This window comes from Streptomyces sp. NPDC057249, from assembly GCF_042669245.1.
Classification (GTDB): Bacteria; Actinomycetota; Actinomycetes; order Streptomycetales; family Streptomycetaceae; genus Streptomyces.
Genome location: NZ_JBHUXS010000016.1, coordinates 22,267 through 37,131, shown reverse-complemented (window position 1 = coordinate 37,131; position 14,865 = coordinate 22,267). Strand labels below are relative to the sequence as shown.

Below are 14,865 nucleotides of genomic sequence, written 5' to 3'. Positions count from 1 at the left end.
GCGCCGTCGGTGGCGGCTTGTACGCTGCACCCATTCGACGGGCGACAGCTCGGGCGCGGGCACGGTCGGGCGCCCGGGCGGGGGAACGCGGGGGGCTTCGATGAGTGACGCACATCCGATACCGGGCCGCGGACCGGGTTTCTCCGTCGGCGCGCGCATCATCGCGGTCCTCGTGCTCATCGCGATCGGAGCCGTCGGCGCGTGGCTCCAACGCGACGCCCGCCACCGGGACGCGGAGCCCCGTACGGAGTTCACCGCGAGCAACCCGCCCTCCGGCCTCCCCGCTGCGCTCACCACCGGCCAGCACCTCCGCTGGTCCCGCTGCACCTCGCCGCCCACCGCGCGCGAGGGCTACGACTGCGCCGTCATGAAGGCCCCCCTCGACTATCGGAAACCGGCCGGCCGGACGATCGACGTCGCCCTGATACGTCTCAAGGCCACCGGCCCGAACGACCGGCGCATCGGTTCACTCGTCCTCAACTTCGGTGGGCCGGGAGCGTCCGGCGTGAGCGGACTGCCCTCGTTCCGCAACCAGTACGAGCCGCTGCTCGACCGCTACGACCTGGTCTCCTTCGACCCGCGCGGGGTGGGCGCCACCATCCCCGTGCGCTGCGGGAAGACCGCCGACGACACCGGATACGAGGGAGCCGCCGCCTGCGCCGAGCATTCCGGAGCGATCCTCCCGTACATCGGCACCTCGCACACCGCGCGCGATCTCGACCTGATGCGCTACCTCCTCGGCGACGAGCGGCTGCACTACTTCGGCGTTTCGTACGGCACCCGACTCGGCGCGGTCTACGCCCACCAGTACCCGTCGCACGTCGGACGGCTCGTCCTCGAAGCGTCGGTCGACCCGACCGAGGACCTCGACGCGGAGCAGGTGTCGCAGGTCAAGGCGGTCCAGGCGGCATTCGACCGGTTCGCCGTGCACTGCGCGGCCCGCATCCGCGACTGTCCCACCGGAAACGGCCCCGAGGAGGCCGCCCGCCGCATGGGGCGCCTGGCCGACCGCCTGGAGAAGAAGCCCGCTCCGGCCGGAGACGGAAGGACACTGGACGCCGACGGCCTCGCGTACGCCGTCGCCGACCATCTCGACGTCGGCACCAACGGCTGGGCGCCCCTCGCCAAGGCCCTCACCGCGCTGATCGACCACAACGACGGCCGGCCGCTGGCCAAGGGCTCGGACGACGTCGGCTCGGGCGACATCGCCTCGAACACCATCGCCTCGGACGACGGGGCGGCGACCCCGAACGACAACAGCCGCGCCGCCCGGACCGCGATCACCTGTGCGGACTCCAGCCTGCGCCCCGACTCCGAACGCCTCGACAGGGACTCGGCCCGGGTCGAAGCCGCCTCGCCCGTCTTCGGTGCGGCCTGGTCCAGTGCCGTCTACCTCTGCTACGAGTGGCCGTTCGACGGCGAGCGGATCACCCCGCGGGTGAAGGCCGACGGCGCGGCCCCCATCCTGGTGATCGGCGGCACCGGTGACCCGACCACCCCGTACGCCGGGGCGCGCCGCATGGCCCGCGCCCTGGGCGACGGTGTGGGCGTGCTCCTGACGGCCGAGGAAGAGGGCCACGGTACGTATCCGCGGAACCGCTGTGTCGGGGAGGCGGTCGACCGATACCTCCGCACGGGCCGCGCCCCGGCCCCTGGGACGGTCTGCCGGGGCGACATGTCCTAGGGGCGGTCGCAGGCTCCCGTCTTCTGCGCCACGCACTCCGGGCCCATGCCTCGGACCGTCCGCAATCCCCCACAGGGGTGACCCGACCTGATCGAACGAGTTTCGGCGGCGACACCCCGGAGGGCCCACGGCCAGACCCCACCATACGAACTTGTGTTCACCGAATGCCCTCCGATCGGACCGTTACGGGACCGGACGCACCGCGTTTTTAGAGCATCAGTGCCCCATCGATGCCCAGACGGAGGAACGCCATGCACCGCACCCCTTCCCCCTCGCAGCTGCCGCCCGGAATCGAACAGCGGCCTCCCCGAGCACCGGTGGCGCAGACGGCACCCGTGTCTCAGAACGTCCCAACGCGGGGTGGGCGGCATGAGTGAGCCCGCGGACGCATCGGCCGACAGCGTTCCGGGACCGCGCGCCACCCCCCTGACGCCCGCGCCGTCCGAGCTCCCGCCCGCGCCGCAGATGCGCTACGTCGACCTGACCGGCAGTCGTGAGGCGGCCGGCCGGTCGATCCGGATGCGCGACATGGCCCGCCGGCTGCCGCAGTTGGTGCGCCGCTCGCTGGCCCTGGCGTGGCGGGTCGACCGGCGGGCGACCGTCGGCCTCCTGCTGTGCCAGCTGGTGACCGGGGTGATGCAGGCCCTGGGCCTGGTCGCCATCGCCGGTACCCTGACGGCCCTGCTGCGCGACGGGGACGTGTACCACCGTCTCCTCGATGCCTGGCCCTCGGTGGGACTGCTCGCCGGGGCGGCCGGGGTGCGCGCGCTCCTCGGCATCACCGTCAGCTGGCTCGCCGCGCGGCTGGGCCCGCTGATGTCCCGCGAGGCCGAGCAGATGCTGCTCACCGGTTGTGCCGAGGTCGAGTTGTGCGCGTACGACGATCCCGACTTCAACCGCGACCGCGAGGCCGCCGACCGCGGCGCCCAGGTCACCGGCGACCTGATCAACGAGGGGCAGGACCTGATCGCCTCGGCCGCCGCCTTCCTCGCCGGGGCCGTCGTGCTCGCCGGAGTGCACTGGGTGCTGCTGCCCCTCCTCGTCGCCGCCAGCCTGCCGCAGGCCGTGGCCCAGGTCAGCGCCGCACGCGTCCGCTACCTGGCCAACCCTCCGCAGCAACGGCGACAACCGGATGCTGTCCGTGCTGCGGTGGCACATCTACACCAAGGACGCCGCCGACCAGATCCGCGCCCGGGCCGGCCGCGTCTACACGGAACTGGGCTGGGCACGTTGACCGGCGCCGGTGCGGTGACGGGCGGGATACTTCACCCGTCCGTACGGCTCCGGCTCCGACGGCACCCCGGCCACCGCCGTGAGTACCCCTCGAACGGAGAGAGATGACCACGACATCCGCGCCCGACGAGCTCCCCGGTGTGGCGATACGCGAGGCGGCGTACGGGAAGCTGCGCGCCTCGGCCGCGCTGTGGGCCGGCACCGGCGTGCTGATCACCAACCGGCGCGGGCAGGTGCTGCTCCAGCGTGTCGGCTACCGGCCCACCCGCCTGCTGCCCGGCGGAGCCGTCGACCAGGGCGAGTCACCGGCCCGGGGGGCCGCCCGCGAGCTGGAGGAGGAACTCGGCATCGCGGCGACCGTGACCAGCGGGCTGGCCGTCGACTGGGTCTCCCCTGCCGGCCGGGCGGCGCACCCCGCCATGCGGTTCCCGGGCGAGCTGCTGCACGTCTTCGACGGGGGTGTCTGGGACGACGAGCGCATCGCGGCCGTCCGGCCCGCCCCGGGTGAGATCGACGGCATCGAGTTCGCCGAGCCCGCAGCCCTCCCCTCGCTGATGTCTCCCGGCGATGCCCGCCGCACCCTGTCCGCTCTCCGCGCCCGCATCAACGGCGCCGGACCCGTGCTCCTGGAGGACGGGATTCCGATCGCCCCCACCGTCCTCGACCGGGTCGGTGTCCTGCGCACCGCCCGGGCCTGCCACCACCTGCCCTTCCACCCCGGACCCGTGCCCGTCGGCCTCACGGTCCGCCAGTCCTGGGTCTGGGCCTTCGCCCCGGACGGACGGGTCCTCGTGCTCCTCTCAGCGGACACCGGCGCGCCCTGTCTGCCCGGCGGCACGCCGGAACCGGAGGACGGCGGCGATCTGCTGGCGACCGCGGTCCGCGAATGCCGCGAGGAGGCCACCGCGGAACTCGGCGACACCCACTACCTCGGGTATCTCTCCGACCCCTCCGGCCCCTGCGCGAGAGTCCGCTACGCCGCCGCGCTCGCGAGCCTGGGCGAGGCCGCCGTCGATCCGGCCACCGGTCAGACGTATGTACGCGTGCTGGCCACCCCGGAGCAGGCCCTGGAGTTCTTCGACTGGGGGCCGTCCGAGTCGGCCGCGCAGCTTGCGGCCGCCCACCGGGGCCGCGTCATGCTCGGCATCCCCGAGGCCGTCCACCCCCGGCCGGTCACCGAAATCACGCGCCCCATCGCCTGGTAGCGCTCCCCGTACCGCATCGAGAATCCGATGACCACTGCCCCCGTGCCGGCCCGGACCGGGCACTGCCAGTGCCGCCACATCACGTACCGGGTGCTCGGCGACCCGGTCGACCCGCACCTGTGTTCATGCCCGCACGAGACACGTATCTCCGGCGCGCCCGCAGTCCTGTGGGTGGGATTCGACAGGGCCGGCCTGACGTGGACCGGTCCCGGTGGCGAGCCGACGTGGTACGCGGCCTGGCCCACGCTCCGCCGGGGCCGTCGACCTCGCCTAGTCGGCACGGGACGCTCTGCGCCTACGGGTTCGGTCGCGCCTTCCCCCGCGCCGGGAGCCGGGGCGGGGGAAGACGCCGGGGTCAGCAGGGGCGGATGTGGAAGACGGGGGTCCATGAGGCGGTGCCGGTGCCCTTGGCGACGTGGGACCAGCGTTCGCTGCCGTCGCTGTTGTAGAAGCGGGCGCGGGTGCCCGAGGTTTGGTTGTTGTTGAAGGTGCCGTCGCCGACGCCGTTGAAGTCGTAGTAGCCGCAGCGGTAGTAGTCGTAGTTGACGCCGCGCCCGTCCGTGATGCACAGGTGCCCGTTGGCGCAGGCCAGGGCTGTGCCGGGGGAGGCCAGGCTGCGGGCTTCGGTCTGTCCCGGGGCGGGGAGCGTGACGGTGCCGCCAGGGATGGCGAGGGTGTTCGCGGAGGTCTGGCGGGCCCGGGGCTCCTGGGCACGTACCGCGTCGACCTGTCGCTGGAGCTCCGCGGCCTGCTGGTGGGTCAGGCCGGCGGTCCGCGCCTGCGCGGCGTAGGTCTGCTGACCGCTCGGGGCGGCGGCGGGGGTCATGGCGTGAGCGGACAGGACGGGGCCGGCGATCAGGGCCGCGGTGGCGGCCACCAGACCGGCGGAACGGCGGAACGAGACACGCTTCAAGGTCTTCTCCTCGGGTTGGCCGTGCGCCTCTTTGAGGTGCACGGCCAACCTTTCCAACTGGGCCCCGCTTCAAAGGACATAGCGGCGATGTTCACCGTTAAGTGGTGCAGATGCCTTTTTTCGCACGCGCAGGAATCCACCGAGCGCCTGTGTCAGTCCGCGCTCCGACGGCCTACGCGAGCACCCATCGGGGCGCGTGACCGGTCGCCCTCGGGCAGACGAAGACGTGCAGATCGCGGTCCCGGCCGAAGCGGAGCCGCGTGGGTCGTGTGACCGAGGCCCCGCCCCGGATCGACGCCTTGCCCTTCAGCAGCGGGTCCCGGTCCTCCAGCGGCGCCCAGCTGTGCGAGCCGCCGTCCGTCTCGGAGCCGGCAGCCGTCAGCAGCAGTTCCATGGGGGTGTCACAGGACGCGCAGTCGATGACCATCGGGCCGGTCGACGCCCAGGTGGGGTAGCCGCCGACGCGCCAGCCGGGAGGGATCGACAGGTCGTACTGGTAGCTCGGAGCGTCGGATGCGTGTGCCGCCGGCTGCGCGTCCTCCCATGCGTCGATGCGTGCGATCAGGGACGTGGGGAGTGCGCCGTCCTCCGCCCAGGGGTAGGTGTCCACCTCTTCCGGGTGCAGGACGCACGGTTCGGGGAGTTCGTCCTCCCACCGCAGCAGGGGCGTCCGGGGCGGCGTGGCGAGGAAGCGCTCCGCGCGCTCGGTCCGTGCGGCGTGTCGTCGGCGCAGGTGGTAGCGGCGTTCCAGGTGCGGGCCGTGGGTGAACGGGCAGCGGAAGAGCTGCACCAGGTCCGCGCCGTCGGGCCCGCAGGCCAGTCCCGGAACGTCGCGGCGGAAGAGCTGGCCCAGCGCCACGAAGGGCGCCGGGCCGTCGTCCGCGGCGGTCTCCTCGCGGGGCCACGGCCGGCTCTGCGGCCACGCCCCCGCGGCCCGGGCGTCGCGGATCTCCTCCGGTGCGTACCCCTCGGTCTCACGCCGGTGCGGCTCACGGCAGAGTGGCCAGGGTTCGTCCGCCGGCCACAGCATCGGCCCGCCGAGATGGCTGTCGTGCATGCCGGGCCGCCCCGGCCTGGGGTGCAACCGTGTCGTCCGGGCCCGGTAGGGGGCCAGCTCCGGGAACACGGCTTCCACGGACACCGGTCTGGCCGGCGTGGTCCTCGTCATGTCCGGTCCACTTCGTAGAGGAACTCGCGGTCGCCCGGAGCCGGGTGTCAGCTCCCGCTGCCGGCACGGCCGTCCAGTCGGACGTCGAGCCCGCCGGGCAGTCCCGTATCGCGGTGGGGTGCGGAAGACAGCCGAGCGGGGTGCGGGCGACGGCCGCGTCGGGCTGATGATACGGACGGCCGTCCGGGCGGCGGCCCGGCGGCCCCGTACGGCGTCAGCGGACCGGGAAGGCAGGACTCGTCGCGCCGGGGCCGCCGTGTCGAGGAACTCTGCCGGCTGGAGCGGGGCGCGTAGGTCCAGGCGGTGCCGGGCAGCCGGGCCGGAAGCGGTGAGGGGGCAGCCGGAGGCCCGTCCGCGGAGGGCGCGCCTGGTGTACCGGCTCGGCGCCCATGATCAGCACGGTCCTGCCGCCTCACACCGCGGGTGGCCGCCACCACCCGGCGCCGTCTCGACAGAACTCGGCCGCCCACGCCCGCGTGCCGACCCCGGCGGTTCGCGGCATCGATGGCTGGAAGGCGATCTTCCGCATCTGGTTGAAGCCGCAAATAATCGAGTCTCCCCCTCCCGAACACGAAGGTGGCAATCACGATGAGCCGTAACCACCGTAGGTACGCCGCTGCCGCGGCCTGTGGCGCGGTCCTCGCGGTCGGTGCGGGCCTCGCCCAGCCCGCCGCCGCACAGTCTCCGGGCGTTGTCTTCTACACCGGCGCGCACCAGACGGGCACGGCCACGTCGGTGGACCTCACCAGCACCGGGTGCCACAACCTGGCCGCGCCCTCGGCCTCCGCGCTGAACTACGCGGCCGTGGACGTCGACGTGTTCTTCAACGCCGACTGCCGTACCGGCGCCCCCGGAGACGGCGGCGACCTGAGCTTCGCCCTGGGCAGCCTGCACACGGCGGACTTCCCGTACCAGGCCGTGAGTTACCGGGTCCGCCCCATCCGCTGACCGGCGGCGCACGGGCGAGCGCCGACCGTGCCGGGTCACGGTCAGCCGGTGCTCACCCAGGTCGCGACGGCCAGCGTGAGCGGAACGGGACAGGCCACCGCACACAGCAACAGCGCACGCCGGGGCGGAGCCATGCGACGCACCGGCGGTACGAAGGCGAGAGCCACCAGCAGCGCGGCTCCGCCGGCCAGGCACGCCGCGTACGTCGCGAGAATCCCACCGGCGGGCTCCCCGGAAGCCGCTCCCCAGACGGAGATCATCCACACCAGGAAGGTCAGCCACACCACCGAAGCGGCCGTGGCGATGCCCAGCAGGGCCGTCGCCACGGCGACTCCGGGACGCGCGGCGGTCGACGGGGCGGGGCCCCACCAGACAGGGGGCTCGGCTCGGGTTCGATCAGTCATGAGGCGATGGTCTCCCGTAGCCGCCGGGCTCCTCGTGAGCCTCGCTACTCAGCCGCACGCAGCAAAGTACTCAGCCCCGCCCCGCGCGCCGCCCGGGTTCACTCGGTCGGCAACGTCGGCAGGTATCGGGGCGCGCGCCGGCCGTCCAGCCGGTGCTCCACCGCCGCGCCCAGGGAGAGCAGGTCGGCGTCCTGGCGGTCGCCCGCCATGAGGAGCAGCCCGACCGGCAGTTCGCCCACGAAGCCGGCCGGCACCGACAGGGACGGGTATCCGGCGACGGCGGCGGGAGTCGACGACGGGATCACGTCGTTGTCACCCCGGGCGCAGTCGGTGGTCCACGCGGGCGGGTTCGCCGGGGAGGCGATCGCGTCCAGGTTGTGCGCGGCCATGACCTCGTCGATGGAGCGGCGGGAGAGGTCGGCCAACTCGGCGCGCATCGCCAGGTATTCCGGATCGGTGGTGGACGGTGCGGTGAGGGCCTGCTCGAAGAGTTCCTGTCCGGCGAAGCAGGTCTGCTCCTGCGGGTGGGTCCGGTTGAACTCGATGAGCTCGGCCAGGTCGCGCGGGCCCTTCCTGGTCGCGAGGTAGGCGTCGATGTCCCGGTGGAACTCGCTGAGCAGGGCCGGGAACTCGAGCTCGGCCAGACGTTCCTGGTACGGCAGGTCCACCTCGACGATCTCGGCGCCCGCCGCTCGCAGCCGTTCGGCGGTGCGCGTCATGAGGGCGTCGACCTCGGTGCCGAGCACCGGCAGCCGCCACAGTCCGATCCGCTTGCCGCGCAGTGCGCCGGGGCGGGCCGCCGCTTCGGCGAGGTCGGGGGCGGGGGTGCCGCCGCTGAGGACCGACAGGGTGAGCGCGGTGTCGATCACGTTCCGGGCCATGGGTCCGGCGGTGTCCTGTTCGGCGGAGATCGGGACGACGCCCAACTGGCTCACCACGCCGAGGCTCGGCTTGAGGCCGACGACGGCGTTCATCCCGGCGGGGCAGACGATGGAACCGTCCGTCTCGGTGCCGATCGCCACCTGTGCCAGCGACGCGGCGAGCGCCGCGGCCGATCCGGCGGACGAGCCGCAGGGGTTGCGGTCCAGGACGTACGGGTTGTGCGTCTGGCCGCCCACCGCCGACCAGCCCGACGTGGGCGCCGCCGCACGGAAGTTGGCCCACTCGGACAGGTTGGCCTTGCCGAGTATCACCGCGCCGCCCGCCCGCAGCTTCGCAACCAGCTCCGCGTCGGTCGCCGGCGGCTTGCCGGCGAGGGCGAGCGACCCGGCGGTCGTCGGCATGTCACGGGTGTTCACGTTGTCCTTGAGCAGGACGGGGATGCCGTCGAGCGGGCCGCGCGTCCGGCCGAGCCGGTGCCTGATGTCACTGGCCACCGCCTGGCCCAGGGCCGTGGGACTGGTGTGCAGGACCGCGTTGATCCTGGGGTCGACGGCCTTGATGCGCCGCAGATAGGCGAGGGTCAGCCGGACCGAGGACAACGACCCGCGGGCCATGCGGGCCTGCAGTTCGGGGATGGTGACGGTGTCGAGGTCGATGCCGCCGACCAGCGTGGATTCGGCGGATCGCGCCGAGCCGCCGGGGCGGGGCTGGGCGGCTGCCTGCGGGCCGGGCGCCACCGCGATCAACGGAGCTACGACCAGGATCGTGGTCAGGGCCGCCATGCTTCTCGTCTTCATGGCGGACACCCCACTACACGCGGCCGCGAGGCACAAGGGTGCCTTGCCCGCCCCGCAACAATGCCGCGCATCGATTGTTCAGAACAGCTGCCGGGCGAGCAGTTCGGCGCGGGTCAGCTCCAGCAGCCTGCCCATCCAGTTCCGCCCCCGGTCGTCGGGGACGTCTCGCCAGAAGGGGGAGTCCGCGAAGCCGGTGTAGCTGATCCTGGCGTCACCCGTGGAGAGGAGCACCTGGGCGGGGCCGGGGTGCTGGGTGAACTTCGCGCGGAGGAGTCCGGCCATGACCGCGAGCCGGACGTCGGACCAGTCGTCCCGGCGCGGTGCCCGCCCGCCCAGCTCCTGCGCCTCCCTGCCGGAGGCCGCGGCCCGGATACTGCTCCTGTCCGAGGCGTTGGCCGCCGACAGGGCCCAGTACCCGTGCTGCACGGAGGCGTAGGAGTCGCCGGCGAACTCGATGGGTGCGGGGAAGTCGTTGCGGAGCATGAAGAGCCCCGGCTCGTCGGGCCATCCCCGCGGGTAGACGGTTTCGTGGGAGACGAGCGGCGGCCTGCCGGGTTCCGCCGGGTCGTCCGCGTACTGGGCCGCTCGCCTCTCCTGCTCGGCCAGGACGGCCTCGTCCGCGCGGGCGAAGTAGTCCAGGACACCCTGGTGCATCTCGGCCGTCACGACCGGGCCGTCGCCGTCGACGGCCTCGCCGATGTCCGTGAGCAGGATGCGCAACGGACGGTCCTGGCGGTCCATGTCGCCGAGGACGTAGATCCGGAGGTGCGCGGGAACCGCCAGGTAGGCAGCGCGGAGAAGTTCCCGGTTCGACTCGGTCGGCTCCTGCTCGAACCGCCTGATCGCGTCCCAGCAGCGCTGCCCCGCGGTCGGCCGCCGGTTCAGCGCTTCGATGCGGTCGGCGACCTCCAGGAGGAACCCCTGCGGTGTCAGCGGTTGGCCGGAGCGGGACTGCCACTTCGACGGGGGGTCGGGACGCGGTGGCGCCTGCGGATCGGTCGCCGTCCAGCGGCCCGCTGCCAGCTCGCTCGCGAGGCCGGCCAGGTCCGTGGGTTCGCCGCAGGTGATCCTTCCGTCGGCGAAGACGATCAGATCGTCGACGTAGTGCCCGCCGCCCGGCTGGTTCCGCCGCCAGATGTGGCACCAGGCCCCGTCGATTCGCTCCCCGTCCACCATCCGGTACACCGGTCCCCGCCACGTCATGGGCGCACGCTATCGCCTTTGGCGCGATCACAGGGCCGGCACGGAGCTTCGGCGTCTCGCTCCGGCGCGGCGATACGGTCGGCTTCGTCCCGGGCGAGTGTCCCACCGCCGCACCACTTACCTTTCTTGACATAGGTATCCCTGCATACCTATGATCGCCGGCGTGAGTCAGAACAGCGCGTCCGCGCAGAGCATCAGCCAGGTGGCCTCCGGCCTCGTGGCGTGCCTGCCCGCGCTGTCCCGCGCGCTGGACCGGCGCGTCGGCCAGGAATTCGCCGCCCCGAAGCCGCCGGAGGCGCAGCTCGCCCTGTTGCGGCATGTCGAGGCGCACGAGGGCGTCACGGTGCGCAAGGCCGCCGAGTCGTTGCTCATGAAGCCCAACAACGTCAGTGCGCTCGTCACGCAGCTCACCGAGCAGGGGCTCCTGGAGCGGCGGCAGGACGACGCCGACAAGCGGGTCGCACACCTTCATCTCACCGCGAAGGCGCGGCGGGAGCTGGCCGAGGTGCACCGGCTGATGAGTGCGCACATCGCCGGCGCGCTGCGGACCATGACCGACGGCGATCTGAAGGCCCTCGGCGCGGCCCTCGGGACGCTGAACTCACTCGCCGAGCGGCTGCACTCCGACCGGTAGGCCGGCCGTACGGCCGATTCCAGGGGTGTGCCGCACCATTCGCCCCCCTCTTCGCGCTGCCGTCCCTTCCGACGGCGGCCGCCTTTCGTCTCTCCGCGCGTGCGTGCCCGCCCGCGCCCTCCGAAGGACTGAACCGTCTTGCCCTCCGAAGTTCTCAGCTCCCCCGCGCCCCTGGCCGGGTCCCCCGCCGAGCCACGTCCGGGTGGTGTACGCGCCAACCCGTGGCTGACCTTGATCGCCGTCGCCTTCGGGCTGTTCATGGTCGGTCTCGACGGCTCGGTCGTCTCCATCGCCAACCCCGAGATCGGCCGGGACCTCGGCGCCACCACTGCCGATCTGCAGTGGGTGACCAACTCCTATCTGCTGGCCCTGGCCGCCGCGCTGATTCTCGGCGGCAAGCTGGGCGACCGGTTCGGGCGCCGCACCTTCTACCTGATCGGCGTCGCGGGCTTCACCGCCGCGTCCGTCGCCATCGGCCTCTCGGGCTCCATCGAGGGGGTCATCGCCTTCCGCGCGGTGCAGGGGTTCTTCGGTGCGCTGCTGATGCCCAACACGCTCGGGATGCTGCGCGCCGTCTTCCCGCCGCGGAAGTTCGGCATCGCGGTCGGGATCTGGGCCATGGTCTCCTCCGTATCCACGGCTCTCGGCCCGATCGTGGGCGGCCTGCTGGTCGAGCACGTGAACTGGGAGTCGGTCTTCTACATCAACGCGCCGATCGGGCTCGCGGCCCTCGTCTTCAGCATCGCCGTCCTGCCCCAGTCGCGTAACGCCGCCGCCGCGGGCGAGAAGTTCGACCTGCCGGGCGTCGTGCTGCTGGGCGTCGGCCTGCTCGCCATGGTGTTCGGTGTCGTCAAGGGCGAGACGTGGGGGTGGACGTCGGGCAGTACCCTCGGGGCGATCGGGGCCGGGGTCGCGGTGCTGGTGCTGTTCGGCCGGTACGAGACGAGGGCGGCGCGCCCGCTGCTTCCGATGCGCCTGTTCCGCAACCCCGCGCTGTCCATCGGGACCGTCATCACCGCGCTCAACTTCTTCATCCTGCTCGGTGTGATCTTCTTCGTGATGCTCTACCTGCAGAACGTGCGCGGCTTCACGCCGGTCCAGGCGGGCGTACGAACCCTGCCGCTCAGCCTCGCCTCGGTCGTCGCCTCGCCCCTGGGCGCCGTACTCACCCAGCGGTTCGGCCCCCGCCTGACGATGCCGCTCGGCATGGCGTTGCAGGCCGCCGCCTGCTTCGTGATGCTCGGCTGGACCGCCACGTCCTCGTACGCCGCGCTGTGGCCGCCGTTCGTGGCGCTGGGTCTGGGCGTCGGTATGGTCATGGCCTCCTCCTCGGACGCCATCGTGGGCAACGCGCCGGTCGAGGACGGCGGCGTCGCGGGCGGCCTGCAAGCCACCGCCCTGCAGATCGGCGGCGCCCTGGGGACCTCCGTGCTGGTGTCGCTCATCAGCAGCCGCGTCGGCTCCACCCTCACCGGTGAACTCACCTCGGCGGGCGTCCCGGCGGCCGAGGCCCAGGGCTTCGCAGCGGCCAAGGACGCGGTCTCCATGGGCGTCGCACCGGTCTCCGCGCGCATGCCGGAGCAGCTGAGGGCCGCGGTAGCCGAGGGCAGCCACCACGCGTTCATGAACGGAGTGCACACCGCCGCGCTCGTCTCCGCCGTACTGGCCGTCATCGGCATGCTCCTGGCGGTCACCGGCGTCCGGCGGGCGCCCGGGGCGGGCCGGCACCAGGGAGCGGCCGATGGATGACCGCATGAGGTAATGGGCTGATGAGCGACGACACGTACGACGTCACGGGCCGGGCGGCCGGCGAGCCCGGTCCACGGACGCCGGGGCGGGTGATCCGCCGGAGCCTGCGCGTGGTGCTGGCCGAGGACTCCGTCGTCCTCCGGGACGGCATGGCCGAGTTGCTCGGCGCACGCGGGTGCGAGGTGGTGGCCACCGCGGGAACGGCGCCGGGGCTGATCGACGCGGTGGCCGAACACCGGCCCGACGTGGCCGTGGTGGACATCCGGATGCCGCCCACCCAGACCGATGAAGGCATTCGTGCCGCGGTGGAGATCCGCGCCTCGACGCCCGAGGTCGGCATCCTGGTGTTCTCGCAGCACGTCGAGACCGCCTGGGCTTCGCGGTTGCTTGCGGGCGGAGCGGCGGGGATCGGATACGTGCTGAAGGAGCGGGTGGCCCGTACCTCCGAGTTCGTGGACGCGCTGCACCGGGTCGCGGACGGGGGCACGGCCCTCGACCCGGAGATCGTCACCCAGCTGATGCGGGGTGGGCGGCGCAGCCGGGTGGACGCCCTGACGCCCCGTGAGCGCGAGGTGCTGGAGCTGATGGCCGCGGGGCACTCCAACCGTTCGATCGCCGCACAGCTCGTGGTGTCGGAGCGGGCGGTGGAGAAACATGTCGCCGCCGTCTTCGGCAAGTTCGGTCTGCCGGCGACGGGCACCGACAACCGCCGGGTGAAGGCCGTCCTCGCCTACCTCGCGGAGACCGGGAGCCGGCCGGACGTCACAGACGGGCCGGCAGCTCGGCCGTGACCACGGTCGGTCCGCCGGGCGGGCTGTCGATCCGCAGCTCGCCGTCCACCGCCGCGAGCCGTTCGGCCAGGCCCGTCAGCCCCGTCCCGGCACCGGGCGCGGCGCCGCCCCGGCCGTCGTCGCGCACGGACAGGCGGATGCGGTCCCGGCTCCGGCCGGCCGTGAGCTCGGCCGAGTGGGCGCCGCTGTGCTTGGCGACGTTGGTGAGGAGTTCGGCGGCGCAGAAGTAGAGGGCCCGTTCGATCGCGTGCTCCGGGCGTTCCGTCAGGTCGAGGCGGAGGGCGACCGGCACGGGCGAGGTGGCGGCGAGTCCCGGCAGCGCCTCGCCGAGGCCCCCTTCCAGCGCCACCGGGTGGATGCCCCGGGTGAGCCGTCGCAGCTCGGACACGGTGTCGTCGGTCTGGTCACGGGCCCGCTCCAGGAGGGCGCGCAGCCGTACGAGCTCCGGGGCGGGGGTGGGCGGGAGCGCGTCCTCGGCCAGCGAGAGGGTGATGGCCAGGGCGACCAGCCGGGCCTGGGTGCCATCGTGCAGATCGCGCTCCAGGCGGCGCAGTTCGTCGGTGCTCTGGGTCAGCAGGGTGGCGCGGGCGGTCTCCAGTTCCCGGACGCGCCGCTGGGTGCGGACCGGGCCGAGGAGGAGCCGGGCGAGCCGGCGGTTCGCCCCGCTCAGCGCCCGGATCACAGGAGGCACCGCGCACAGGACCGTCAGGCCCACCGGCACGGCCGCGACATCCAGCGGTCCGGCCGGGTGCGACCCCGGTTCGATCAGACGGACCCAGAGCGGGAAGCCGATCAGCCAGCCGCAGCCGAGGGGGACGACCATCGCGGCGGCGAACCCCAGCAGGCCGAGCGGCAGCCGCAGCAGCAGATAGAGCAGCGCCCGCCAGGCGGCCGGGTCGGTCAGCGCGACGCGTGTCCGGGCGACCGGGCCCACCGCGCGGGGCAGCCGGGCCGGCGCCTCGATGCGCTCACCGAGCCACCGGCCGACCAGTCGCCGGTGCAGCGTGCCGAGCCCGCGGGCGCCCTTCAGCGCGGCGGCGACGAACGGCAGGCCGAACGCGGTGAGCGAGAGCAGCGTCCCCGCGTAGAGGACGGTCAGCGCGTAGGCCCCGCCGAGCAGGGCCGGCGCCGCCCCCGCGACGGCGAAGGCCCACTCGCCACCGCGGACCGACAGGAATCGCCGCTGCTCAGCCACGCGTGGCTCCGGGGTCTCGCGTGGACCCGTTCCAGCCGGGTGGGGCGCTCGCACCGGGT

At 73.1% G+C, this 14,865-nt stretch carries 12 protein-coding genes and 1 pseudogene; 7 read left to right on the top strand and 6 right to left on the bottom strand.

Going from position 1 to position 14,865, the window contains the following annotated elements:
* Positions 1-100: 100 nt before the first annotated feature.
* The 3 genes and pseudogenes from ACFUJY_RS26490 (at position 101) to ACFUJY_RS26480 (ending at position 4,122) form a co-directional block, all read left to right on the top strand.
* Positions 101-1,684 (top strand): alpha/beta hydrolase, encoded by a 1,584-nt coding sequence (locus ACFUJY_RS26490; RefSeq protein ID WP_383304226.1) that lies wholly within the window; start codon positions 101-103, stop codon positions 1,682-1,684.
* 465 nt (positions 1,685-2,149) lie between these two features.
* Positions 2,150-2,876: pseudogene (locus ACFUJY_RS26485) on the top strand (ABC transporter ATP-binding protein); the annotation flags it as partial.
* A gap of 145 nt (positions 2,877-3,021) precedes the next feature.
* Positions 3,022-4,122, top strand: coding sequence for an NUDIX domain-containing protein (locus tag ACFUJY_RS26480; protein WP_383304224.1), 1,101 nt, complete (start codon positions 3,022-3,024; stop codon positions 4,120-4,122).
* A gap of 355 nt (positions 4,123-4,477) precedes the next feature.
* Here ACFUJY_RS26480 and ACFUJY_RS26475 read toward each other — a convergent pair whose 3' ends face one another.
* Complete coding sequence (locus ACFUJY_RS26475; protein ID WP_383304223.1) at positions 4,478-5,035, bottom strand: hypothetical protein; 558 nt, start codon at positions 5,033-5,035, stop codon at positions 4,478-4,480.
* A gap of 172 nt (positions 5,036-5,207) precedes the next feature.
* Positions 5,208-6,176, bottom strand: coding sequence for a hypothetical protein (locus ACFUJY_RS26470; RefSeq protein WP_383304444.1), 969 nt, complete (start codon positions 6,174-6,176; stop codon positions 5,208-5,210).
* 615 nt (positions 6,177-6,791) lie between these two features.
* Here ACFUJY_RS26470 and ACFUJY_RS26465 point away from each other — a divergent pair.
* Positions 6,792-7,151, top strand: coding sequence for a hypothetical protein (locus ACFUJY_RS26465; RefSeq protein ID WP_383304221.1), 360 nt, complete (start codon positions 6,792-6,794; stop codon positions 7,149-7,151).
* Between the two features lie 41 nt (positions 7,152-7,192).
* On the opposite strand, the gene ACFUJY_RS26460 is transcribed toward ACFUJY_RS26465, so the two are convergent.
* From ACFUJY_RS26460 to ACFUJY_RS26450, 3 genes are all read right to left on the bottom strand, one after another.
* Entirely contained in the window at positions 7,193-7,555 is a 363-nt protein-coding gene (locus tag ACFUJY_RS26460; protein WP_383304219.1) for a hypothetical protein, read from the bottom strand.
* A 98-nt stretch (positions 7,556-7,653) separates the two neighbouring features.
* On the bottom strand, positions 7,654-9,234 hold the full coding sequence (locus ACFUJY_RS26455) for an amidase family protein (RefSeq protein ID WP_383304217.1): 1,581 nt from the start codon (positions 9,232-9,234) through the stop codon (positions 7,654-7,656).
* 78 nt (positions 9,235-9,312) lie between these two features.
* Positions 9,313-10,437, bottom strand: a complete 1,125-nt coding sequence (locus tag ACFUJY_RS26450; RefSeq protein WP_383304215.1) for an NADAR family protein — start codon at positions 10,435-10,437, stop codon at positions 9,313-9,315.
* Positions 10,438-10,600: 163 nt separating this feature from the next.
* On the opposite strand from ACFUJY_RS26450, the gene ACFUJY_RS26445 reads away from it, so the two are divergent.
* The 3 genes from ACFUJY_RS26445 to ACFUJY_RS26435 all read left to right on the top strand — a co-directional run bounded on the left by ACFUJY_RS26445 (position 10,601) and on the right by ACFUJY_RS26435 (position 13,611).
* On the top strand, positions 10,601-11,071 hold the full coding sequence (locus tag ACFUJY_RS26445; RefSeq protein ID WP_383304213.1) for a MarR family winged helix-turn-helix transcriptional regulator: 471 nt from the start codon (positions 10,601-10,603) through the stop codon (positions 11,069-11,071).
* A 138-nt stretch (positions 11,072-11,209) separates the two neighbouring features.
* The gene (locus tag ACFUJY_RS26440; RefSeq protein WP_383304211.1) at positions 11,210-12,820 is read left to right on the top strand and encodes an MFS transporter; all 1,611 of its coding nucleotides are present in this window, start codon (positions 11,210-11,212) and stop codon (positions 12,818-12,820) included.
* Positions 12,821-12,930: 110 nt separating this feature from the next.
* Complete coding sequence (locus ACFUJY_RS26435; protein WP_383304442.1) at positions 12,931-13,611, top strand: LuxR C-terminal-related transcriptional regulator; 681 nt, start codon at positions 12,931-12,933, stop codon at positions 13,609-13,611.
* Here the strand turns inward: ACFUJY_RS26435 and ACFUJY_RS26430 are convergent.
* Positions 13,583-14,806, bottom strand: coding sequence for a sensor histidine kinase (locus tag ACFUJY_RS26430; RefSeq protein ID WP_383304209.1), 1,224 nt, complete (start codon positions 14,804-14,806; stop codon positions 13,583-13,585). The two genes, ACFUJY_RS26435 and ACFUJY_RS26430, sit on opposite strands and share 29 nt — an antisense overlap.
* Positions 14,807-14,865 lie beyond the last annotated feature (59 nt).

Excerpts from the sequence above, each read along its gene's own strand:
- ACFUJY_RS26490 (WP_383304226.1), top strand. The coding sequence starts at position 101 with ATGAGTGACGCACATCCGATACCGGGCCGCGGACCGGGTTTCTCCGTC.
- ACFUJY_RS26480 (WP_383304224.1), top strand. The coding sequence starts at position 3,022 with ATGACCACGACATCCGCGCCCGACGAGCTCCCCGGTGTGGCGATACGC.
- ACFUJY_RS26465 (WP_383304221.1), top strand. The coding sequence starts at position 6,792 with ATGAGCCGTAACCACCGTAGGTACGCCGCTGCCGCGGCCTGTGGCGCG.
- ACFUJY_RS26460 (WP_383304219.1), bottom strand. The coding sequence starts at position 7,555 with ATGACTGATCGAACCCGAGCCGAGCCCCCTGTCTGGTGGGGCCCCGCC.
- ACFUJY_RS26455 (WP_383304217.1), bottom strand. The coding sequence starts at position 9,234 with ATGAAGACGAGAAGCATGGCGGCCCTGACCACGATCCTGGTCGTAGCT.
- ACFUJY_RS26450 (WP_383304215.1), bottom strand. The coding sequence starts at position 10,437 with ATGACGTGGCGGGGACCGGTGTACCGGATGGTGGACGGGGAGCGAATC.